Below are 20,772 nucleotides of genomic sequence, written 5' to 3' on the forward strand. Positions count from 1 at the left end.
CAATAACGTGAAGACGCCTCTGCGGCAAGGAAAACTGCCTCTAAAATGCTCTTATATAAAGGAGCGGACCACCCTCTGTGGTGCGAATGGTCTTGATGCCGTTTGCAGCTGGAATTTCAAATTCATAACTGGCAAGCAAACTACCGGCCCGCATCTCCCGCTGGGCCTTGCGCCACAAGGCCGGCATGGCGGCCGGCGACAGGTAAGCGAACACCAGGTCGTATTTTGCAAAGTTTAACTGTTCATAGTCGCCACGCACGAAGCGCGCGCGGCTGCCGGACAACGCGGCCCGCAAACGCGACACCAGCCACGGCACCGGCGCCAGTTCAATTCCCACAACTTCCGATTCGGGCCGCGCAACGGCCAGGTGCAAGGCGAAGCCGCCGAGGCCGCTACCGATATCGATCATGCGCAGCACCCTGCCCTGCGGCAGCTCAGCCAGCACGGCGCGCCACACTGCCGGATTCGATGGATAGTAAGGGACCTGGGTGCGATAGGTGGACCAATACCAGCCCAGCAAGAGAAGAAAGGCAGCGGCAGCCAGCCAGGGCGGCAGCTGCAGCGCGAGCCCGGCCAGCAGGGCGACGGGAAATAGAAGCTGGATCGGCAGCCACCACCGCGCCAGGCCAAGCTTCCAGCTGATGCCGGCAGCCAGCAAACCTTGCAGCAGCGCGGCTTGCAGCAAGGTCAACCCATGGCCGAGCGCATCAAGGGCAACCGCCAGCGCGGCGCACGGCAGCAGCGCGCCGGCCTGGACCAGCAGCGCCTGGAAGGCTGGAACTCTAAAATTCATTGCAGGAGTATACCCGGGCCAGCATCGTTGGCACTGCAGTGCCTGACCCTGCGGGTCAGGCACTGGTTTACCGGTTTTGTGTGCGTATGCACCGAAACCTAAACCGGCAACCCGTTGTCAGACCCACGGGGTCTGACACCATCCCAATCAAGCAGCGACCGCTTCGGCAGCATCCTTGGCCTTGCGGGTCTTGCCGGCACGCGAAGGCATATGGCACAGGCCGCACTTGTAGTCGCGGTTCAGGTCCATGGCGTCGACTACGAACTTGCCTTTGCAGCAAGTGCAGGGCTTGAGCTGCAGCATATTGCTGCCTGCGAACTTGACCAGGGTCCAGGCGCGGGTCAGCGAGAGCAGCGGCTCTTCGCCGGCAGCCGGCGGCATCTGCTCCAGGTAGAGCTGGTAAGCCTTCATCACGGCATGGATGCCGGTGGCGCCCGCGTGCTCGACCAGGAAGTTATGGATGTTCATGAACAGCGACGAGTGGATGTTCGGCTGCCAGGTCAGGAACCAGTCGGTCGAGAAAGGCAGCATGCCCTTCGGCGGCGACACGCCCTTCAGCTCCTTGTACAGCTTGAGCAGGCGTTCGCGCGACAGCGACACTTCGGTTTCCAGCAGTTGCAGGCGGGCCCCCAGGTTGATCAGCTCGATGGCCAGCTGGATTTCCTGCGCTTCGGTCACCACACTCTTCTTGCTCATGGCGTCGCTCCTTAAGCGATTTCTTCAACAGCCTGGCCGGCCATCAGGATGGCGGCGTGGGACTGGGCCAGGGAACGGTCCTTGTTGTAGTTGGTCAGCATGCCGAGAATGGCGCTGTCGTCGAAGCGGAAGCGAGCCAGCATCATGTTGCCGCCAGCCAGCTTCAGGATCTGGGCATTGCTCATGCCTTCGATCAGGTCAGCGATGTCGGCGGAAATGCCCAGGCGGAAGATCGCGGTGACTTTGTCGGCGCGGATCATCTGCTGCGCCAGCATCAGGTAGCTCAGGTTCGCATCGCGGATTTCAGCCATCATGTCGTTTGCGGTCATGTCCATCTCCAGTCAGTTTCAGCTTGCAACGCAATTTTCGTTGCTGTTGAGATACATTCTGCTGGAGACGCGATAAAGCGCAAAGAGGCGGCACTCTGTATTTTGGGTCGGGAATAGACGAAGTCGCCCCGTAGGATTTTGTCCTACAGAGGGCTGCCCATAGAGGGACAACGCCAGTATTGGCGTGGGTTTGCGGGGCGTTCGGTCTCGCTCAAAACGCAGGAGCCGAAGGTAAAAATGCGATGTCGGCGTGGTGCTTTTTTGCGACATCTGAACTGGTAACGGCAGGGTTTTGGAGAACTTTAGGGTTCCGAGCAAAAAATTTTAAGATTTTTTCACTCATTCCAAAATGCCGAACAGCAAGCCTTTTACCGGGCTTCTATAAACGGTAACGGCAGGGGTTTGGGGAACTTTAGGTTTTTTTTGAAAAAAATTTTGAAAATTTTTTGGTTCCTTTGAAATCAATGGCTTAGCCAACCAAACCGGTTGGCGGCCGCCGCGTATCGGTGTCAGACCCTGCGGGTCTGACACCGGTTTACCGGTTTTGGCCAAGAAAAGGTTGCTACAATCTCACTTTGTTTAAGTCTCAAGGAAAATGCCCTCATGATTTCCCGTTCCGACTGCCTGGCGCGCGACGCCGCGGACACCCTGGCGCCCCTGCGCGAGCAGTTCGACCTGCCTGCCGGCGTGATCTACCTGGATGGCAACTCCCTGGGCGCGCGTCCCAAAGCCGCCCTCACCCGCGCCACCGAAGTGATCGCCAAGGAATGGGGCAAGGACCTGATCACCAGCTGGAACACCGCCGGCTGGTTCGACATGCCGAAGCGCTTGGGCGACAAGCTGGCCCCGCTGGTCGGCGCCAAGGCCGGTGAAGTGGTGGTTACCGACACCACCTCGATCAACCTGTTCAAAGCCCTGGCCGCCGCCCTGCACGCGCAGGCGCATACCGGCCGCAAGATCATCATCAGCGAGCGCTCGAATTTTCCGACCGATATCTATATGGCCCAGGGCCTGACGTCCTGGCTCGACCGCGGCTATGAAGTGCGCCTGGTCGACAGTCCGGACCAGCTTCCTGCCGCCATCACCGCCGACGTCGCCGTGGTCATGCTGACCCACGTGAACTACCGCACCGGCTACCAGCACGACATGGCCGCCACCAGCGCCCTCGCCCACCAGCATGGCGCAATGGTCGTGTGGGACCTGTGCCACTCAGTCGGCGCGGTACCGCTCGACCTGCACGCCGATGGCGCCGACTTCGCCGTCGGCTGCACTTATAAATACCTGAACGGCGGCCCGGGCTCGCCGGCCTTCATCTGGGTCCCCGAGTGCAACCAGGACAAATTCAGCCACCCGCTGTCCGGCTGGTGGGGCCACGCCAATCCGTTCGCCATGGCACCCGACTTCGCGCCGACCAAGGGCATTGGCCGCGCGCTGTGCGGCACCCAGCCGGTGACCTCGCTGGCCATGGTGGAATGCGGCCTGGACGTCTTCGCGCAAACCACCATGGATGCGGTGCGCGCCAAGTCGCTGGCCCTGACCGACCTGTTCATCGCCCTGGTGAAGCAGCGCTGCCCCAACCATCCACTGGGCCTGGTCACGCCGCGCGAGCATGTGCGGCGCGGCTCCCAGGTCAGCTTCACCCACCCGCACGGCTACGCGGTGATGCAGGCCCTGATCGCGCGCGGCGTGATCGGCGATTACCGCGAGCCGGAAATCATGCGCTTCGGCTTCACGCCGCTATACACCAGCTTTGCCGACGTGTGGGATGCTGTGGAAATCCTGAAGCAGATCCTGGACGATAAGGCCTACGACATCACTGTCGCCCGCGGCGCCGTCACCTGAGACACGACACAATATGACCGAAGAAAAGAAAGATGCCGCCTGGCACGGGGCGCAAATGGACTTCTCCAAGTCCATGAGCTATGGCGACTACCTGGGCCTGGAAAAGATCCTGAACGCGCAGCACCCGCTGTCGCCCAACCACAATGAGATGCTGTTCATCGTGCAGCACCAGACCAGCGAATTGTGGATGAAGCTGATGCTGCACGAGCTGCACGCCGTGGTCGACCATATACGCCGCGACGACCTGCCGCCGGCCTTCAAGATGCTGGCCCGCGTGGCGCGCATCATGGACCAGCTGGTGCACGCCTGGGACGTGCTGGCCACCATGACCCCGCCCGAATACACCGCGATTCGCCCTTACCTGGCCTCCTCGTCCGGCTTCCAGTCACACCAGTACCGCGAAATCGAATTCATCCTCGGCAACAAAAACGCGAACATGCTGGCGGTGCACCAGCAGGCGCCGGAAGCGCATGCCCTGCTCGACGCGGCGCTGCATGCGCCGTCGCTGTACGACGAAGCGATCCGCCTGCTGGCGCGCAATGGCCTGCAGATCGACGCCGGGCGGCTGGACGGCGACTGGACCCAGCCGACCGTGGCCAACGAGTCGGTACAGAAAGCCTGGCTCGAGGTATATCGCGACACCACACGATACTGGGCCCTGTACGAGCTGGCGGAAAAGCTGGTCGACATGGAGACCGCCTTCCGCTTCTGGCGCTTCCGCCATGTCACCACGGTCGAACGGGTGATCGGCTTCAAGACCGGCACGGGCGGCACGGCCGGCGTGTCCTATCTCAGGAAGATGCTCGATGTGGTACTGTTCCCGGAATTGTTCGCTTTAAGGACCGCTTTGTGAAACGCTTGCTCGCTGCCTTGCTGGCCGCGGCGTGTGCGCTGCCGGCAATGGCACGCGACGACCGCCCCGGTGTTTTCGATTACTACGTGATGTCGCTGTCCTGGTCGCCCGAGTATTGCGCCGGCCGTGGCGGCGGCGACCCGGTGCAGTGCGCCACCGGCCGCCAGCTCGGCTTTGTGCTGCACGGCCTGTGGCCGCAATTCGAGCGCGGCTATCCCGAAAGCTGCGGCCGCGTCAGGATTTCGAACAGCCTGCGCGAGCAATACGAGTCGCTCTACCCTTCGCCCAAACTGCTGTTCCATGAATGGAACAAACACGGTTCCTGCTCCGGCCTGCAACCCCAGGATTACCTGGCGTTGAGCGCCAGGCTGCGCGACAGCCTGAAGATCCCGGCCGATTTCGCGCGCCCGCAGCAGCCGGTGCGCGTCACGCCCGGCCAGTTCGAGGCCAAATTCCACCAGGCCAATCCATGGCTGGCCAAAGACGCCGTGCTGCCCGTCTGCGGCTCCGGCGGCCGTTTCCTGCGCGAAGCACGCGCATGTTTCAGCAAGGACGGCAAATCGCGCAGCTGCTCGCAAGAAGCGATCGCCTACTCGCAGAAGAGCTGCGGCCAATCCACTTTCCTGATGAAAAATGTGAAGTGATGGCGCTAAGCGTGCGCCGCCCAAGGCGCGCTTGCAGCGACAATAAGCGCGCTGTACTGCGCGCCTGCTTGCCATACCACGGGGGGAACCGTTATCGCGGGCTCGCGAACTTTGAGGAGCCACCGAATGGGAACTCATCTGAAAAAGGGGCTGGCGACGCTGGCCTTGATTGCCGCTTGCGGAGCAGCGCAAGCTGATCCACTTGTCTTCAACGCCTCACTCAGCGGCGCGGCGGAATCCCCGCCAAACGCATCGGCAGCCACGGGCGATGTGACCGTGCTGTTCGATATCGACAACCACTACATGACCATTGCAGCCAGCTTTACCGACCTGGAAGGCCTGAGCGGTGCTGCCCACATCCATTGCTGCACCGCCGTGGCCGGTGACGGCACCGCCGGTGTCGCCACCATGCTGCCGACCCTGACCGGCTTCCCTGAGAACGAAACCAGCGGCAGTTATGCCTCGTTCTTCAGCACGTCGCAGGAATCGTTCTGGAACCCGACCTTCCTGGCCAATAACGGCGGCACCACGGCCGGCGCCGAGGCCGCACTGCTGGCCGGGCTCAATGCCGGCGCCGCGTATTTCAACATCCACTCGAACGTCTACCCGAGCGGTGAAATCCGCGGCTTCCTGGCGGCGCCGATTCCCGAGCCGGCACAGATCCTCATGCTGCTGGCCGGCCTGCCCTTGCTGTTACTGCGCAAGCGGGAAAACTAGCGAGGAATCGGGTTGCGTGACGCCACGTTCAGCATGTTCCAGGAACGGATGACCGCAACCACGAAGCCCAGTTCCGCGATCTCTTCGTCGGAGAAATGCTCCTTGACACGGGCGAAAGCTGCGTCGTCGGGATCGCGGACTGGAATTGCATTGATCAACTCCGACCATTCCAGCGCAGCGCGTTCGCGCTCGCTGAAGAATGGCGCCTCGCGCCAGCCCGCCACCGCATTCACATGGCGCGGGTCGACGTCCATCTTCAGCAAGTCCTGGTAATGCATGTCGATGCAAAAGCCGCAGCCATTGATTTGCGATACGCGCAGCAGGACCAGGTCCACCAGCTTCTTGCCCAGCAGTTCACGGTTCAGGCCATTCGACAGCGCCAGCAGGTTCTGGAACGATTTCTGGGACAGTTGGAAGTAGTTGTAACGCAGGGTGCTCATGGAAAATCCTTTCGGTCTGATGGTAAAGGCCACGCTGTGCGGCCTTCTCAACCATTAGACGGAGCAGCCTGCCGGTTTGTGACAGCCCGGCTAAAAATTTTTTCCAGGCTGGGCGGGGAAGGTGCACACCCGGTCGCGGCCGGCCCGCTTGGCCGCATACAGGGCGGCATCGGCCCGCTGCAGGAGTTCGCCCAGCGTCTCACCCGGCTGGTGCGCGGCCACGCCGGCGCTGATGGAGAGTTCGATCCCCGACAGGGCGCCGTCGAAACGCTGGGCGCGCACTTCGCTGCGCACCCGCTCGGCAAACTGCAGGCTGTGTTCGAGGTCGAGCTTGGGCAGGAAGACGGCAAACTCGTCGCCGCCATTGCGTACCGCGATGTCGATGCGGCGCGTATGGCTGTTCAAGACTCCGCCGATGCGTTGCAGCACCACGTCGCCGGCCAGGTGGCCGAAATTGTCATTGATTTGCTTGAAACGGTCGATGTCGAACACCAGCAGGCCAACACGTTCGGCCGGATCGCGCTCGTGCTGCTGCAGCAGGCGGGCCGCGGCATCTTCCATGTAATGGCGCGTGTACAGGCCCGTCACGGCGTCGCGCACTGCCAGCTGGTAGTATTTGGAGCGGTCCTTTTCCAGCGCGCTATTGTCCAATTGGGCGAGCCGCAGGTCTTCATAGGCCGACAGCAGCTTCCGGTGCGCCTGCTCCAGCTCCTGCTGCTGGCGCGCCTCGGTGGTGACGTCCTCATAGATGGTGACGAAACCCATGACCCGCCCCTGTTCATCGCTCATGGGGCGGCCGGTCACTTGCAGGACCGTGCCATTGGCGCGCGTGCGCCGGAAACGGTGCGGCACGAACTGGCGCGCCAGGTTGATGCGCTCGCGCACCTGGGCCTCCGGATCGCCGGGCCCGAATTCCCCGCGCAGGGCGTTGAAGCGGAACAGATCCTCCAGCAGCACGCCAGGCTGCATCAGGCTATCGGGGAAATCCAGGCATTGGCAAAACGTCTCGTTCCAGAACCTGAACTGCAGGTCGCGGTCGATGATGGACATGCCAACCGGCAGGTACTGCATGGCGCGCAGCAGGTCCGCCTGCCCGATTTGCATGCCGCGCTCGCGGGTTTCGCTCAACATGTCAGGGCCTCCTCTGCTTGCGTGCCAGCCAACCTCAGTTAACGATGTGCGCCAGTTTATCGGGGTTGCGCACCACATAGATGCCGGTGATGCGCTGGCCGTCGGTGGCAAAGCCCTGCGCCGATTCCAGCTTGCCGTCCACGAAGCGCAGCAAGCCCGGCTCGCCGTTGACCATGGCAGCGCGGTATTCGATGGCGCCCAGCTTGTGCATGCCGGCGTACAGCGCAGCGATCTTGTCCGGATCGGTGATGACGATGCCGAAGGACTTGACCTTGCCGCCGCCATCGCCCACCAGTTCCAGGTCTTCCGCCAGCAGGGCGCGGACCGCCGCCTTGTCGCCGCTGGCCGAGGCCTCCACGAAACGCTGCAAGAGCTGGCGGTGGGTGTCGGCCGGGATATCAAAGCGCGACTGGCCTTGCTGCACACGGTCGCCGGCGCGGCTCACCATCTGGCGGCACGCCGCTTCCGACTTGCCAAGCTGCTCGGCCACCTCGTTGTAGTCGTAATCGAACACCTGGCGCAGCAGGAAGGCGGCGCGCTCCTCGGGACCTAGCCGCTGCAGCAGCCACATATAGGCCAGCGACAGGTCGCTGGCCCGCTCGGCCTGCGCCTCCGGCGTCTCCTCGTCGACTGCCACCAGCGGTTCCGGCAGCCACAGGCCCTCGTAGGCTTCGCGTTCGGCAATGGCGGCGCGCAGGCGGTCGATGGAAAGGCGGGTCACCACCGTCACCAGCCAGGCCTCGGCCGATTGCACGCCGCTGGTATCGGCGCCCTGCCAACGAATCCAGGCATCCTGCACCACGTCTTCTGCATCGGCGCGCACGCCCAGCATGCGATAGGCGATGGCAAACAACCGCGCACGGTGCGCGGCAAAGTCGATTGGATCATTCATGATGCAGGACTATAGCCGACCTTGTGCACTTTCAGCAGCACTTCGCGCAATTCGCGCACGCGCGGCGGCTTGCTCAGCACTTCATCGACGCTGGCCGGCTTGGCGTCCACGTCGCCCTCCGGAATCAGGCGCTGGCCCCAGCCGGTAACCAGGATCACCGGCGTGGCCGGCGACAGCTCCTTGATGCAGCCGGCCACCTTGCGGCCATCGACGTGCGGCATGCCAAGGTCGCTGAATACCGCGTCGAAAGGCTGGCTGGATTCCATCGAAGCGCGGAATTGCTCGATGCCGGCGGCGCCGCCATTGGCCGCCACCACCGTGTGGCCGTCGCGCTGCAGGATGGTGGTCATGGACGCCAGCACGGCCGGATCGTCGTCAATCACCAGCAGGCGCATGGGTTCGGCCACCGCCACCGTCGTGGCAGGCGCTTCCAGCGGCGGCATGGCGGGATGCGCCTGCGGCAGCGGGAAGGCCAGCGACACGGTGGTGCCCTGCCCGATCATCGATTCCACCTGCACCACCGCGCTGTGGCGTTCGGCCATCGAATTGACGGTGGCCAGCCCCAGGCCGCTGCCGCGCTCGCCCTTGGTGGTGAAGAACGGGTCCAGGCAGTGGCGGCGCGTCGACTCGTCCATGCCGACGCCGCTGTCCACCACGTCGACAATGGCATGCTCGCCGGTGCTGCGGGTGCGCAGGATCAGGGCGCCGCCTTCCGGCATCGCATCGACCGCATTGAACACCAGGTTGGTCAGGGCTTCACGGATTTCCGGCTCGGAGCCCATCACGGACGGCAGCCCCGGCGCCAGCTCCAGCTTCATATTGATCACCACGCCGCGCTGCTGCGGCATATCGCTCCAGCGCGCCCGCGTCAGGTCGGCCACCTGCTGCGCCAGCACGTTCAGGCTGACGCTGGTGAGCTCCATCTGCGGCTCGCGGCGGCGGTACAGCTCGCGCATGCGCGCCACCGTCGCCGCCACGTCGTCGATGGCGCGCGCTATCACCTGCAGGTTGCTGCGGCCGCTGGCGCTCAGGCCCGTTTCGGTTTCCAGCAGGGTTTCGGTGTACAGCGCTACCGGCGAGATGGCGTTGTTGATGTCGTGCGCGATGCCGCTCGCCATCTGGCCCAGGGCTCGCAAGCGCTCCTCGCGGGTGACCGACTGCTGCGTCGCATGCAGGGTGTGGTAAGCCTGCTGCAGCGCCCCATACAACTGCGCCTGGCGTGCCGCCAGCGCCGCGTGCTCGCTCAACTGGCGCAGGAATTCGCATTCGCCGCTGGAGAAGGCATTCGGAATGGTGCGCGCCACGGCCAGCACGCCGAAGACCACGCTCTCGGCCTGCAGCGGCGCCAGCACCAGGGAATTCAGGCCGCCGCGCGCCAGCCGGTGCGGGAACGGGAATTCGCTGCCGCTGATGTCCGGTTCGTACACCAGTTGCCCCTTCACGCAGCGCGACAGGCCATTGTTGTCGATCGAAACCTGGGCGCCTTCCTTCAGCGAGGCGTCGCCCGGCAGCATGGCATTGCCCAGGCCGACGCAGCTCGCTTCCAGCACGCCCTCCTGCAGCAGGAACACGCAGGCAAAGTCCACCGGCAACTGGTCTTCCAGGTTGCGCACCAGGACTTGGAGGATGCTGCGCAAGTCCTGCCGCTCGCCGATCGAGCGCGTCATCTGGTGCAACAGGCTGAGCCGGCCAAGCTGGGCCTGCACCTTCAACTCGGCGCCATGGCGCACCTCCATCTCGTCGTGCAGGGCGGCATTGACGGCAACCAGTTCGTCGCGCGAGACCGTGGTGGCGCGCAGGCGTTCGGTCATGGCATCGAAAGCACGCGCCAGGTCCCCCACTTCGTCAACGGCATTCATGTTCATGCGGAAGTCCAGCTTGCCCGAGCCCACCAGTTCGGCGCCACGCCGCAGCCGCTCCAGCGGATGGGCCACGCTGCGGATCGTCAAGGCCAGTGCGCCCAGCACGGTCAGCGCCAGCAGCAGGCCAAGCCCGGCCGCCACGGCGGAAGCATTCTGCTGCGCCTGCAGCACGCCCTGGCGGCTGCGGCGCGCCAGTTCTTCCGCATCCCGTATCATGTCCTGCGTGCGCGACATCAACTGGCCGAACAGCCGCGCTTCCAGCAGGTGCAGCACCTCCGCCCGTTCAGGGGTGGCGCGCAATTCCTGCCGCACCAGCAGCAGTTCGGAGAAATGCCGTGCCAGCAGGGGCAGGTTTTCCTGCAGGTCGTGCAGCAGCTGCGCCTCCTCCGCTTGCCGGAACAGTTCATCGCGCAGCAGCAGCCCTTGCAAGGAATCCTTGCGCAACTGCCACTGCACATGGGAGCGCCGCTCCTGGGTTTGCGCAAATTCGAGCGAAAGGTAGCGCAGCGCCACCACGCCGCTGACGATCTCCCCGGCACGCTCGTTGCGCTGCAGCTCCTGCCTGACCTGGCGCGTGGCGCCGATCATCAGCAGCACGGCCAGCGTCACGCCGGCCACGCACAGCCACTGGGCCCACTTCAGGCGAGTGATAATTTTCATGGTCGCTTAGTGGATGACGGTAACGGCAGTCGGCCGCACCTCGCCCAATCCTTCCAGGTACACGTTGTCGAGGAAATTCGGCACTTCGCGCGAGTTGGCCAGGCGGTTGCGGATGGCCCAGCGGGCGCGGTCCTCAAAGGCCAGCAAAAGCGACTGGTCCAGCTCCAGGCCGAAGTGGTAAGTCGGCCAGGCCGCCACCACTTCATCGCGATTCAGCTTGGCGGTTGCCGGCAGCAGGGGCTGCGCCTCCCGCGGCGACTTTTCGCACCAGGCCGAGCCCTGCTCGATGGCCTGCAACAGGCGCGGGACGACGTCCGCCCGCTCGCCGGTAAAGCGCTGCAGCGAAACCAGGTTGTAGATGCTCTCGTACGCCTGCTCGCCGGAAAAGCTCACCGCCGTATCGCCGAGCTGCTTGCGCATGGCCCCGAGGAAGGGTTCCCAGCCGGCCACCGCGTCGACATCGCCGCGCTGCAGCGCCTGGCCCAGTTCTTCCGGCTTGTAGTTGACCATGGTGACTTCGCTGCCATCCATGCGTTGCCAGTTCAGGAAAACGTCCAGCGTAAACTGGCCCGAGGTTCCCTGCGTGACGCCGATGCGCTTGCCCTTCAGGCTGGCCGGGGTCAGCACGCCGTGGTCGCGGCGGCCGATGATGCCGTGGTCCTTGCCGGTGCGGAAAAACGTCGCCAGCACCTTGACCGGCACACCGTCCATGGCGGCAAACACGATCGGGATATCGGCCACGGTGCCGACATCGGCCTTGCCGTCGACCACCGCCTGCATCGATGCCTTGCCGCTCGAATAAGGCAGCACCTTGACCTGCAAGCCCTGTTCGGTGAAATAGCCGCGTTGCTGGGCGGCCACCACGGCACAGGTGCCGACATATTCGGTGTTGGCCGCGATCACCAGCGACTGCGCCGGCCGCGCCGGCTGCCGCTGCTGCTGCCACAGCCAGGCCACGCCCAGCGCCAGCACGATGAACAACACGGCAAGGACCTGCATGGTTCGGCTACGCATGTTGCACCTGTTGGGTAGTTTCCGGCGCCAGCGGCAGTTCCACCCAGAAGGTGCTGCCCTGGCCCGGCTGGCTCTCGACGCCGATGGCGCCTTGCATGGCCTCGACCACGCGCCGGGTGAGCGCAAGGCCAAGGCCGCTGCCCTCCTCCTCCTCGTCGCGGCCGAGGCGGTGGAAAGGCTGGAAGATGTGCTGCACCTGCTCCGGCTCCAGGCCAGGGCCGGTGTCGCTGACGGAAATGCGCAGGCGGCTGCCTTCCGCTGCGGTGCAGGCCACGGCAACGCGGCCCTGGTCGTGGTTGTACTTGATGGCGTTGGACAGCAGGTTGATCAGCACCTGCACCAGGCGCGTGCGATCGGCGCGCAGGCGCTTCTCCGGCACTTCGCCGAAACCCAGGGTGATGTCGCGCTTGGCGGCCAGCGGCGTCACCATCATGCGGCATTCCTGCAGGACGGTCGGCAGGTCCACTGCTTCCATCGCCAGCGGCACCTTGCCCGCTTCGATGCGCGCCAGGTCGAGGATTTCGTTGACCAGCTTGAGCAGGTGCTGGCCGGACTGCACGATATTGCGCGCAAAGCGCTGCTTCTCTAGCTGGGTGGCCGGCAGCTTGTCGGCCGCCAGGATTTGCGCGAAGCCGAGGATGCCGTTGAGCGGGGTGCGCAGCTCGTGGCTCATGTTCGACAGGAAGCGCGACTTTTCAGCATTGGCATGCTCGGCGGCAGTGCGCGCCTGCTCCAGGCGGTGATTGGCTTCCGCCAGTTCCATCACGTTCTGGCGTAGCTGGCGTTCCAGCTCGGCGTTGGCCAGCCGCAGGGCGCGCGTGGCCTGGGCCCGCGCCAGCACCGGCAGCAAGGAAGACGCCTTGAAAGGCTTGACGATGTAATCGAGGGCGCCGCCCTGCATCGCGCGCACGGCGGTGGCAATGCTGCCCTCCCCGGTCATGATGATGCAGGCCAGGTCCGGGTCGTGCTGCAGGGCTTCCTTGACCAGGCCGATGCCGTCCATCCCCGGCATGTTCAGGTCCGACAGCATCAGATCGAAAGACTGGTTGCGCAAGAGCTCCAGCGCTGACTCGGCGCTGGAACAGCCTTCGGCATCAAACTGGTACTGGCGCAATACGTCGCACAACGCCACGGTGTGGACGCTCTGGTCGTCAACGATGAGAATGCGCTGCTTGCGAACTTCCGTCATGCAATCCTCGCGAAGGCGGGCTTGCTTTGATTATGCCGGTTGACAAGGAGGTAAAGTCTCACCAAATCTAACTAGCATATAAATCCTTGCGGCTTTGGCGCCACAGTTGGGCCAGCACCCACTGTGGCGCGCAAGAGGCACTTCTCCGCCAGCTTACTTCGACAGCAGCATTTCGTTCATGCGCTTGACGAAGGAGGCCGGGTCGGCCAGCGACCCGCCTTCGGCCAGCAAGGCTTGGTCGAACAGGATGTGGGCCCAGTCCTTGAACTTCTCGCCGCTTGCGTCTTCATACTTCAGGCGCGTCACCAGCGGGTGCTGCGGGTTGATTTCCAGGATAGGCTTGGATTCCGGCGCGGACTGGCCGGCTGCCTTCAGCATGCGCAGCAGGTTGCCCGACAGTTCGTGCTCGTCGGCCACCAGGCAGGCTGGCGAATCGGTCAGGCGGAAAGTGACGCGCACTTCCTTGGCCTTGTCGGCCAGCGCTTCCTTCATCTTGCCGACCAGTTCCTGGTACTGGGTTTCGGTCTCGGCGTGTTCCTTCTTCTCCGCCTCGTCTTCCAGCTTGCCCAGGTCCAGGCCGCCCTTGGCCACGGAATGCAGTTCCTTGCCTTCGAAGTCGTTCAGGAAGGACAGCATCCATTCGTCGACGCGGTCGGTCAGCAGCAGCACTTCAACACCCTTCTTGCGGAAGATTTCCAGGTGCGGCGAGTTCTTGGCGGCGGCGTAGCTGTCGGCGGTGACGTAGAAGATCTTGTCCTGGCCTTCTTTCATGCGGCCGACGTAGGCTTCCAGCGATACGTCCTGCACATCGCTGTCGTTGTGGGTCGAGGCAAAGCGCAGCAGCTTGGCCAGGCGTTCCTTGTTGGCGAAGTCTTCGCCGATACCCTCTTTCAGCACCTGGCCGAATTCGGTCCAGAAGGTGGTGTACTTGTCCTTCTTTTCCTGCTCGTCGGCGTTGGCCAGTTCTTCCAGCATGCCCAGCACGCGCTTGGTCGAGCCTTCGCGGATCGCTTTCACGTCGCGCGATTCCTGCAGGATTTCACGCGATACGTTCAGCGGCAGGTCGGCCGAGTCGATCACGCCTTTCACGAAGCGCAGGTAGGTCGGCATCAGCTGCTCGGCGTCGTCCATGATGAACACGCGCTTGACGTACAGCTTGATGCCGCCGCGCTTGTTGCGGTCCCACAGGTCGAAGGGAGCCTTGGCCGGGATGTACAGCAGCTGGGTGTATTCGCTGCGGCCTTCCACGCGGTTGTGGGTGTAGGCCAGCGGCGCGCCGAAGTCGTGCGACACGTGCTTGTAGAACTCTTCGTACTGTTCCTGCGTGATCTCGCTCTTGGAGCGGGCCCACAGGGCGCTGGCCTGGTTGATGGTTTCCAGCTCGTCCTTCAGCACGGTTTCCTTCTTCTCCTCGTCCCACTCTTCCTTCTGCATCTGGATCGGCAGCGAGATGTGGTCGGAGTACTTGCGGATGATGGACTTCAGTTTCCAGCTCGACAACAGTTCATCCTCGCCTTCGCGCAGGTGCAGGATGATGTCGGTGCCGCGGCCGGCCTTTTCGATCTGCTCGATCGAGTAATCGCCCTCGCCCGCCGATTCCCAGCGCACGCCTTCTTCCGCCGCCAGCCCGGCGCGGCGCGATTCGACGGTGATCTTGTCGGCCACGATGAAGCCGGAGTAGAAGCCGACGCCGAACTGGCCGATCAGGGCCGCGTCCTTCTGCTGGTCGCCGGACAGCTTGCCGAAGAATTCCTTGGTGCCCGACTTGGCGATGGTGCCGAGGTGGGAAATCGCCTCGTCGCGGCTCATGCCGATGCCGTTGTCGGAAATGGTGATGGTGCGCGCTGCCTTGTCGAAGCTGACGCGGATCTTCAGTTCGTGGTCGTTGCCGTACAGTGCGTCGTTGTTGATCGCTTCAAAACGCAGCTTGTCGGCCGCATCGGAGGCGTTCGATACCAGCTCGCGCAAGAAGATTTCCTTGTTCGAGTACAGCGAGTGGATCATCAGCTGCAGAAGCTGTTTGACTTCTGCCTGGAACCCCATGGTTTGCTTGTTTTCTGCCATTTTTACCTCAATAGTCTTATACGGAACTTCGGAATCGCCCACATGGGGCCGTTTGCGCCGATTTCAAGCCCCTGGCAACGTTTCAAAAATACAACCTTGTTGTGGACAACGACAAGTGGTTCTCTTAGCATGGTAACAACGACGCGCCGGAGACACCGTGATCAACGAAGGCCTGCTGCATGCGACCCTGCCGAAGGATACTTCGGACGCTTCCATGGTGCGTTGGATGCGCCTGGTATTGGCCGTGGCCTGCTTGTTTACCCTCGTGGTGGAACCGTCCGGCCGCGCCGACCCCTTGTCGCTGGGCGTCTTCCTGGCCTACCTGCTGCAAAGCGTAACCCTGCTCTTGCTGGCCAACCGCTCGATCCTGGTGCGCAGCAAGCTGGTGTACTGGCTTGACGTAGGCTGGTTCACGCTGATGGTCTACGTTACCGGCGGCGATGCCAGTTTTTACTTCCTGCTGTTTTTCTTCGCCATCCTGACCTCGGCCTTCAGCCACGGCTTCGAGGAAGGCGCCCGCATCACCATGGCCGCCTCGCTGGCCTTTGCGCTGACCTCCCTGTACACCCACAGCCAGGCCGAAATGGCGGTGGTGATGCTGCGCGCCACCTTCCTGCTGGCCCTGGGCTACATGATCGCGCACTGGGGCGGCATGGCCATGATCCAGCGCCAGCGCATGGCCTTGCTGCATGCGGTGAGCCAGATGTCCAATCCGCGCTTCGGGGTCGACCGCACCATCAGTTCCGTGCTGGAGCAGACGCGCCAGTTCTACGGCGCCCATAGCTGCATCCTGCTGATGCACGACAACGGCGCGGCAAGCTGGACCTTGCGCGCGGCCAGTTCGGCCAATGCCGGGCGTCCGATCCATGCCAGCAACCTGGCGCCGGACGCCGCTGCGCCGCTGCTGGTATGCGGTGAAGACGCCATCCTGCTGATGCGCCAGCCGCGCGGTCCCTGGCTGCGGCGCCGGCTGCAAATCAAGAGCTATGACAGCGCACACCAGCGCTGGGTGGAAGAAGACGCCGAGGCCGGCGAAACCCTGGCCGAATTGCTCGACGCGCTGTCGCTGATCGCGGTGCCGCTGCCGCTGCGGCGCGGTTCCGGGCGCCTGATCGTGGTGTCGCAGCGCCACCACTTCCACAAGTCGGACGCGCTGTTCCTGTTGCAGATCGCAGCCCAGGCCTTCCCCGTGATCGAGAATATCGAACTGCTGGACCGCATGGCATCGGAAGCGGTGTTGCGTGAGCGTGAGCGTATCGCCCGCGACTTGCATGACACCACGATCCAGCCTTATATCGGCCTGCGCCACGGCGTATCTGGCATCCGCCTGAAGGCCGACCCCGGCAATCCGCTGGTGCCCGACCTGGACAACCTGCTCGACGTCACTTCGCAAGTGGTGCGCGACTTGCGCAACTACGCCAAGAGCCTGCGCGGCGGGCTGGAAATGAAGGAACCGGAATTGCTCATTGCCCTGCGCCGCCAGGCCGCGCAGCTGCGCCAGTTCTACGACGTCCACATCAATGTCGACACCAAGGGTGAATTGCACATGAGCGACCGCCTGGCGGCCGAAGTGTTCCAGATCGTCAACGAGGGTATGAGCAATATCTGCAAGCATACGACGGCGCGCAACGGCTATATCGAACTGGCATGCACCGCTGGCCAGCTGACTGTGCGCATCGAGAATGAATGTTCGGGCCAGCCGGTGCTAGACTTTACACCGAGCTCAATCGCTGAACGCGCCGCCGCGCTGGGCGGCGAAGCGCGCGTGCAGCGCGGCCGCCAGAACAACACTGCGGTACAGATTGTGATTCCGGTGTGAGGTGAGTATGGGGCAAGCCGACAAACGAATCCGCATCATGCTGGTCGATGACCACAAGACCCTGCTATGGGGCCTGGGCAAGCTGATCGAAAGCGAAGCGCTGAACATGCTGGTGGTCGGCACCGCGCGCGACTGCGACAGCGCGCTGGCCATGGCGCCCGAAGTGCTGCCCGACGTGATCCTGCTGGACATCGACCTGGGCGGCACCTGTTCGCTGGACATCATGCCGCGCCTGCTGGCCGGCTGCAACGGCGCGCGCGTGCTGGTGCTGTCGGGCACGCGCGACCGCGAGTTGCTCGATCGCGCCGTGATGCTGGGCGCACGCGGCGTAGTCAGCAAGGACGAGCCGGCCGAGGTGGTCCTGAAAGCCATCGAGAAAGTCCACGGCGGCGAGCTGTGGCTCGATGGCATCATGCTCAGCCGCGTGTTCGAAGCCATGCGCAATCCGCAATCGACACGACGGCAAGATCCCGAACTGGACAAGATCGCCCAGCTCACTGCCAAGGAAAGACGCATTTGCAGCTTAATCGCAACAGGTGGTGGTGCGGTTAACAAGGCTTTGGCGCAACAGTTGTTTATTTCCGAGCACACTTTGCGCAACCATTTGACCGCCATCTACCACAAGCTGGGCGTGTCAAACCGCCTGGACCTTTACGTGTTTGCCACCAAGCACAGGCTCGACCAGGCCGACCTGTAGCGCCTCCTCGCCCCCCGCCCACTACCGGCAGGGGTGCCGAAAATATTTCCTCCAATATATCTTCGTTGAACCGGGACAAATGTCCCGATTCCTGCTGGAAAAAAAGGACTTCTGTCACGCATAGAAAAGGACAGATGTTTGATGGAAGTCAAAACGCATGCGCCTAAAGTGAACTCATCAGCACGGCAGACATGTCGGCTGAGACTAGAACCAGGCAAGGCCAACACAACCATGTCCGGAGTACAGAATGCGTAACCGACTCATGCCGCCACGAATCGCAAGCTTCATCGCCGAGGAAGACGGCCGGGCCTTTTACGAATATGTGCTTGTAGCCTCACTGACAGTTGTCGTCGGCATCATTGTGCTTCTAGCGCTTGGAAAAGGCAGGTGAAGCGGGCTTGTTCCGTGAAGCTGCAAACACTTTGGTGCAGTTATTAAACGTCCTGAAAGGAATCATCATGAAAGCCATCCAAAAATTCATCCGCGACGAACAAGGCGTGACCGCAATCGAATACGGCCTGATCGCTGCCCTGATCGCTGTCGTGATCATCGCTGCCGTCAAGCTGATCGGCACCCAGCTGGATAAGACCTTCGACAAGATCGGCACGGCGCTGACCACCGCCAACGGCTAAATCTTGCGCCTGCGTCCGGCCAGGCATTCCCCCGCCTCGCCGGACGACTTTCTTACCTGGAGGTCGATCGTGAAAGAACAATTCCTACGCTTCCTCCGCAACGACACAGGCGTCTCGGCAATCGAGTACGCATTGCTGGCCGGCTTGATCGCAGTGGTCATCGTCGTCAGCGTCGGCAAGGCCGGCACCCAGCTCCTCGCATTGTTCACCTTCGTCAAATCACAAGTCCTGTTGGCCACATCATGAGCGCTGTCCTTACCCCACGCATCGCGACCCGCCCCAGCCTGCCACGCGCCCTGCTGCGCGAGCACGGCCTGCTGCTTGCCATCGTCGGCGTGGAGCTGGCGGCCGCCCTCGCGCTGTGCGCCGCCTACCCGGCCAAATACCGCCACAACCTGCAGCTGGAAGGCTATCTCGCGACCCTGGCGATGGGCCTGGTGTTTGCACTGTGCGGCTATACGATCTACGTCATGATCTTCAAGCGCCCCGAGCACCTGGTGCGCTACCTGAAACAACACCTGGCCGCCTACCTGACGCGCGAACGCCTGCTGTTTTCGGCGCCGGTGCTGGCCATGTTCCCCCTGTTTGCCGCCAGCTTCACCGTGCTGAAAGCCGCCGTGCCGCTGGTGCAGCCCTATGCCTGGGATGCCCGCATGGCCGCCGCCGACGCCTGGCTGCATGGCGGCGTGCAGCCCTGGCAGCTGCTGCAGCCTGTCTTCGGCCACCCGCTGATGACTGCCCTCCTGAATTTCAATTACCACCTGTGGTTCTTCATCGTGCTGTCCACCGTATACTGGCTGGCCTTCAACCTGGAACGCCGCCAGCTGCGCATGCAGTTCATGCTGAGCTTTGTGCTGAGCTGGGCCCTGCTGGGCAATATCATGGCCATGCTGTTCTCTTCCGTCGGCCCGTGCTACTACCACTTTGCGGTCGCGGGCGCCGATCCCTTCGCCGGCCTGATGCATTACCTGCGCGATGCCGACAAGGTGATCCCGGTGATGGCCCTGCAGGTGCAGGACACGCTGTGGCAAGACTACGCGCAGCACAGCGGCACCAATGCCCTCAGCATTTCCGCCATGCCCAGCATGCACGTGGCCAGTTCGGTGCTGCTGGCCCTGCTCGGCTGGCGCCTGAACCGCGCCGCCGGCATCGCCCTCACCGCGTTTGCCGTGCTGATCCAGGTCGGCTCGGTACACCTGGGCTGGCATTACGCGATCGACGGCTACGCCGGTGCGCTGGGCGCCTGGCTGATCTGGACCCTGTGCGGCAAGCTGGTGCAAAGGAGCGCGCCATGAGCTTCGATACCCGCGCCATGCTGCCGATCGTGCTGCTGGCCTGCCTGCTGGCATGGGCCGTGGCCAGCGATGTGCGCAGCCGCCGCATCCCGAACAAGCTGGTGGTGCTGGGCTTGCTGGCCGGGCTCACGCTGCAAGCGACCGTGACGCCGGGCGCCGGCCTGTTCAGCGAACCGTTCGGTGCGCTGGGCCTGCTGAAAGCCAGTGCCGGCATGGTGCTCGGCCTGGTGCTGCTGTTGCCGATGTATGCGCTGGGCGCGATGGGCGCCGGCGACGTCAAGCTGATGGCGATGCTGGGCGCCTTCCTGGGGCCGCTCGACATCCTGGGCGCCGGCCTGTCCAGCGTGCTGGCCGGCGGCGTGCTGGCCCTGCTGGTGGCCCTGTTCCAGGGCAGCCTGCGCAAGGTCACCGGCAATGTCAAGGTGATGGTGCTGGGCAGCGTGCTGCGCGGCATGTCCGGCGGCAGCGCCCGCATCGATGCCCCGCTGGCTGCCACCGGCCAGTTGCCCTATGCCGTGGCCATCGCCGCCGGCACCGTGAGTTACCTGTTGCTGACCCGTTACTTCGGCTGGAGCCTGCTATGAACGCCACCCCCATCCTCGCCTCGCGCACCGTCAGCGTGCTGGCCACGGCCGCACTGGCCAGCGTCTGGCTGCTGTTCTCGGTGGCCCACGCGCGCGCCTTCAATGCCACCGGCGACTGGGCCTACCTGCTGTTCGTGGCCTCGGAAACCCTGGTGGCGGCGCTGTTCATGCTGCGCTCGGAGCCGGCTGCCGTGTCGCACTCCCCGCTGGACTGGGCGCTGGCCATCGCCTCCACCGGCGCCCCCTTCTTCTTCGCGCCAAGCGGCGAAGGCCTGCTGCCCGCGGCGCGCGCCCTGATCGTGGCCGGCGTGCTGCTGCAGATCTGCGGCCTGCTGTCGCTGAATCGCAGCTTCGGCCTGGTGGCCGCGCGGCGCCAGATCAAGACTACCGGACTGTACCGCTGGATCCGCCATCCGCTGTATGCCAGCTACCTGCTCAGCTATGTGGGCTATGTCCTGTCGAACAGCAGCCTCGGCAATGCCGTCACCTGCCTGCTTGCCTCCATGCTGCTGCTGGCCCGCCTGGTGCGCGAAGAACGCTTCCTGTCGCGCGACAGCGAGTATCTGTTGTACATGCGCCGCGTCAAGTACCGCATCCTGCCAATGGTGTTTTGAGAGAG

Annotated in this window: 22 protein-coding genes; 11 read left to right on the top strand and 11 right to left on the bottom strand. The window is 63.5% G+C overall.

The window, feature by feature from the left end:
* Nucleotides 1-40 precede the first annotated feature (40 nt).
* The 4 genes from ACN9MY_RS21570 to ACN9MY_RS21585 form a co-directional block, all read right to left on the bottom strand.
* Nucleotides 41-793 (bottom strand): class I SAM-dependent methyltransferase, encoded by a 753-nt coding sequence (locus ACN9MY_RS21570; RefSeq protein ID WP_426318567.1) that lies wholly within the window; start codon nt 791-793, stop codon nt 41-43.
* Nucleotides 794-940: 147 nt separating this feature from the next.
* Nucleotides 941-1,489, bottom strand: a complete 549-nt coding sequence (flhC, locus tag ACN9MY_RS21575; protein WP_426162562.1) for a flagellar transcriptional regulator FlhC — start codon at nt 1,487-1,489, stop codon at nt 941-943.
* Nucleotides 1,490-1,500: 11 nt separating this feature from the next.
* Entirely contained in the window at nt 1,501-1,818 is a 318-nt protein-coding gene (gene flhD / locus ACN9MY_RS21580; RefSeq protein WP_055936061.1) for a flagellar transcriptional regulator FlhD, read from the bottom strand.
* 339 nt (nt 1,819-2,157) lie between these two features.
* The gene (locus tag ACN9MY_RS21585; protein ID WP_426336115.1) at nt 2,158-2,370 is read right to left on the bottom strand and encodes a hypothetical protein; all 213 of its coding nucleotides are present in this window, start codon (nt 2,368-2,370) and stop codon (nt 2,158-2,160) included.
* A 51-nt stretch (nt 2,371-2,421) separates the two neighbouring features.
* On the opposite strand from ACN9MY_RS21585, the gene kynU reads away from it, so the two are divergent.
* The 4 genes from kynU to ACN9MY_RS21605 all read left to right on the top strand — a co-directional run bounded on the left by kynU (nt 2,422) and on the right by ACN9MY_RS21605 (nt 5,874).
* Nucleotides 2,422-3,660, top strand: coding sequence for a kynureninase (gene kynU, locus ACN9MY_RS21590; protein WP_426336116.1), 1,239 nt, complete (start codon nt 2,422-2,424; stop codon nt 3,658-3,660).
* A 13-nt stretch (nt 3,661-3,673) separates the two neighbouring features.
* Entirely contained in the window at nt 3,674-4,513 is an 840-nt protein-coding gene (kynA, locus tag ACN9MY_RS21595) for a tryptophan 2,3-dioxygenase (protein WP_426162564.1), read from the top strand.
* Entirely contained in the window at nt 4,510-5,157 is a 648-nt protein-coding gene (locus ACN9MY_RS21600) for a ribonuclease T2 family protein (protein WP_426162566.1), read from the top strand. Before kynA ends, ACN9MY_RS21600 begins: the two co-directional genes overlap by 4 nt.
* 126 nt (nt 5,158-5,283) lie before the next feature.
* Nucleotides 5,284-5,874, top strand: a complete 591-nt coding sequence (locus tag ACN9MY_RS21605; protein WP_426162567.1) for a CHRD domain-containing protein — start codon at nt 5,284-5,286, stop codon at nt 5,872-5,874.
* On the opposite strand, the gene ACN9MY_RS21610 is transcribed toward ACN9MY_RS21605, so the two are convergent.
* The 7 genes from ACN9MY_RS21610 to htpG all read right to left on the bottom strand — a co-directional run bounded on the left by ACN9MY_RS21610 (nt 5,871) and on the right by htpG (nt 15,126).
* A complete protein-coding gene (locus tag ACN9MY_RS21610) occupies nt 5,871-6,314 on the bottom strand; it encodes a carboxymuconolactone decarboxylase family protein (protein WP_426162569.1) in 444 nt (147 codons plus the stop codon). The genes ACN9MY_RS21605 and ACN9MY_RS21610 overlap by 4 nt on opposite strands.
* 90 nt (nt 6,315-6,404) lie before the next feature.
* Nucleotides 6,405-7,445: a diguanylate cyclase gene (locus tag ACN9MY_RS21615; protein WP_426162570.1), complete on the bottom strand. Its 1,041-nt coding sequence runs from the start codon at nt 7,443-7,445 to the stop codon at nt 6,405-6,407.
* 34 nt (nt 7,446-7,479) lie between these two features.
* Nucleotides 7,480-8,337 carry an RNA polymerase sigma-70 factor gene (locus ACN9MY_RS21620; protein ID WP_426318571.1) on the bottom strand — a complete coding sequence of 286 codons (858 nt, stop codon included), beginning with the start codon at nt 8,335-8,337 and terminating at the stop codon, nt 7,480-7,482.
* Nucleotides 8,334-10,859 (bottom strand): ATP-binding protein, encoded by a 2,526-nt coding sequence (locus tag ACN9MY_RS21625; RefSeq protein WP_426336117.1) that lies wholly within the window; start codon nt 10,857-10,859, stop codon nt 8,334-8,336. The genes ACN9MY_RS21620 and ACN9MY_RS21625 overlap by 4 nt, the downstream gene beginning before the upstream one ends.
* Before the next feature lie 6 nt (nt 10,860-10,865).
* Nucleotides 10,866-11,873, bottom strand: a complete 1,008-nt coding sequence (locus ACN9MY_RS21630; RefSeq protein WP_426162573.1) for an ABC transporter substrate-binding protein — start codon at nt 11,871-11,873, stop codon at nt 10,866-10,868.
* A complete protein-coding gene (locus ACN9MY_RS21635) occupies nt 11,866-13,062 on the bottom strand; it encodes an ATP-binding protein (protein ID WP_426318574.1) in 1,197 nt (398 codons plus the stop codon). Before ACN9MY_RS21635 ends, ACN9MY_RS21630 begins: the two co-directional genes overlap by 8 nt.
* A 153-nt stretch (nt 13,063-13,215) precedes the next feature.
* Nucleotides 13,216-15,126 (bottom strand): molecular chaperone HtpG, encoded by a 1,911-nt coding sequence (gene htpG, locus ACN9MY_RS21640; RefSeq protein ID WP_426336118.1) that lies wholly within the window; start codon nt 15,124-15,126, stop codon nt 13,216-13,218.
* A 157-nt stretch (nt 15,127-15,283) separates the two neighbouring features.
* Here htpG and ACN9MY_RS21645 point away from each other — a divergent pair, with 157 nt between their 5' ends.
* From ACN9MY_RS21645 to ACN9MY_RS21675, 7 genes are all read left to right on the top strand, one after another.
* A complete protein-coding gene (locus ACN9MY_RS21645) occupies nt 15,284-16,945 on the top strand; it encodes a sensor histidine kinase (protein ID WP_426318576.1) in 1,662 nt (553 codons plus the stop codon).
* A 7-nt stretch (nt 16,946-16,952) separates the two neighbouring features.
* A complete protein-coding gene (locus tag ACN9MY_RS21650; RefSeq protein ID WP_426162580.1) occupies nt 16,953-17,642 on the top strand; it encodes a response regulator in 690 nt (229 codons plus the stop codon).
* A gap of 458 nt (nt 17,643-18,100) precedes the next feature.
* Entirely contained in the window at nt 18,101-18,274 is a 174-nt protein-coding gene (locus tag ACN9MY_RS21655; RefSeq protein WP_426162581.1) for a Flp family type IVb pilin, read from the top strand.
* 69 nt (nt 18,275-18,343) lie between these two features.
* Nucleotides 18,344-18,520, top strand: coding sequence for a Flp family type IVb pilin (locus tag ACN9MY_RS21660; protein WP_426162582.1), 177 nt, complete (start codon nt 18,344-18,346; stop codon nt 18,518-18,520).
* Entirely contained in the window at nt 18,517-19,569 is a 1,053-nt protein-coding gene (locus tag ACN9MY_RS21665; protein WP_426318577.1) for a phosphatase PAP2 family protein, read from the top strand. The genes ACN9MY_RS21660 and ACN9MY_RS21665 overlap by 4 nt, the downstream gene beginning before the upstream one ends.
* Nucleotides 19,566-20,153: an A24 family peptidase gene (locus ACN9MY_RS21670; protein WP_426336119.1), complete on the top strand. Its 588-nt coding sequence runs from the start codon at nt 19,566-19,568 to the stop codon at nt 20,151-20,153. The genes ACN9MY_RS21665 and ACN9MY_RS21670 overlap by 4 nt, the downstream gene beginning before the upstream one ends.
* Nucleotides 20,150-20,767 (top strand): methyltransferase family protein, encoded by a 618-nt coding sequence (locus ACN9MY_RS21675; RefSeq protein WP_426318579.1) that lies wholly within the window; start codon nt 20,150-20,152, stop codon nt 20,765-20,767. The genes ACN9MY_RS21670 and ACN9MY_RS21675 overlap by 4 nt, the downstream gene beginning before the upstream one ends.
* Nucleotides 20,768-20,772 lie beyond the last annotated feature (5 nt).

This window comes from Pseudoduganella sp. R-31, from assembly GCF_049913235.1.
In the GTDB taxonomy this organism is placed as follows: Bacteria; Pseudomonadota; Gammaproteobacteria; order Burkholderiales; family Burkholderiaceae_D; genus Rugamonas.

Coding starts and splice junctions, on each gene's coding strand:
- ACN9MY_RS21630 (WP_426162573.1), bottom strand. CDS start 11,873: ATGCGTAGCCGAACCATGCAGGTCCTTGCCGTGTTGTTCATCGTGCTG.
- htpG (WP_426336118.1), bottom strand. CDS start 15,126: ATGGCAGAAAACAAGCAAACCATGGGGTTCCAGGCAGAAGTCAAACAG.
- ACN9MY_RS21620 (WP_426318571.1), bottom strand. CDS start 8,337: ATGAATGATCCAATCGACTTTGCCGCGCACCGTGCGCGGTTGTTTGCC.
- ACN9MY_RS21605 (WP_426162567.1), top strand. CDS start 5,284: ATGGGAACTCATCTGAAAAAGGGGCTGGCGACGCTGGCCTTGATTGCC.
- ACN9MY_RS21665 (WP_426318577.1), top strand. CDS start 18,517: ATGAGCGCTGTCCTTACCCCACGCATCGCGACCCGCCCCAGCCTGCCA.
- kynA (WP_426162564.1), top strand. CDS start 3,674: ATGACCGAAGAAAAGAAAGATGCCGCCTGGCACGGGGCGCAAATGGAC.
- flhD (WP_055936061.1), bottom strand. CDS start 1,818: ATGACCGCAAACGACATGATGGCTGAAATCCGCGATGCGAACCTGAGC.
- kynU (WP_426336116.1), top strand. CDS start 2,422: ATGATTTCCCGTTCCGACTGCCTGGCGCGCGACGCCGCGGACACCCTG.
- ACN9MY_RS21615 (WP_426162570.1), bottom strand. CDS start 7,445: ATGTTGAGCGAAACCCGCGAGCGCGGCATGCAAATCGGGCAGGCGGAC.
- ACN9MY_RS21650 (WP_426162580.1), top strand. CDS start 16,953: ATGGGGCAAGCCGACAAACGAATCCGCATCATGCTGGTCGATGACCAC.
- ACN9MY_RS21675 (WP_426318579.1), top strand. CDS start 20,150: ATGAACGCCACCCCCATCCTCGCCTCGCGCACCGTCAGCGTGCTGGCC.
- ACN9MY_RS21570 (WP_426318567.1), bottom strand. CDS start 793: ATGAATTTTAGAGTTCCAGCCTTCCAGGCGCTGCTGGTCCAGGCCGGC.
- ACN9MY_RS21635 (WP_426318574.1), bottom strand. CDS start 13,062: ATGACGGAAGTTCGCAAGCAGCGCATTCTCATCGTTGACGACCAGAGC.
- ACN9MY_RS21610 (WP_426162569.1), bottom strand. CDS start 6,314: ATGAGCACCCTGCGTTACAACTACTTCCAACTGTCCCAGAAATCGTTC.
- flhC (WP_426162562.1), bottom strand. CDS start 1,489: ATGAGCAAGAAGAGTGTGGTGACCGAAGCGCAGGAAATCCAGCTGGCC.
- ACN9MY_RS21655 (WP_426162581.1), top strand. CDS start 18,101: ATGAAAGCCATCCAAAAATTCATCCGCGACGAACAAGGCGTGACCGCA.
- ACN9MY_RS21670 (WP_426336119.1), top strand. CDS start 19,566: ATGAGCTTCGATACCCGCGCCATGCTGCCGATCGTGCTGCTGGCCTGC.
- ACN9MY_RS21625 (WP_426336117.1), bottom strand. CDS start 10,859: ATGAAAATTATCACTCGCCTGAAGTGGGCCCAGTGGCTGTGCGTGGCC.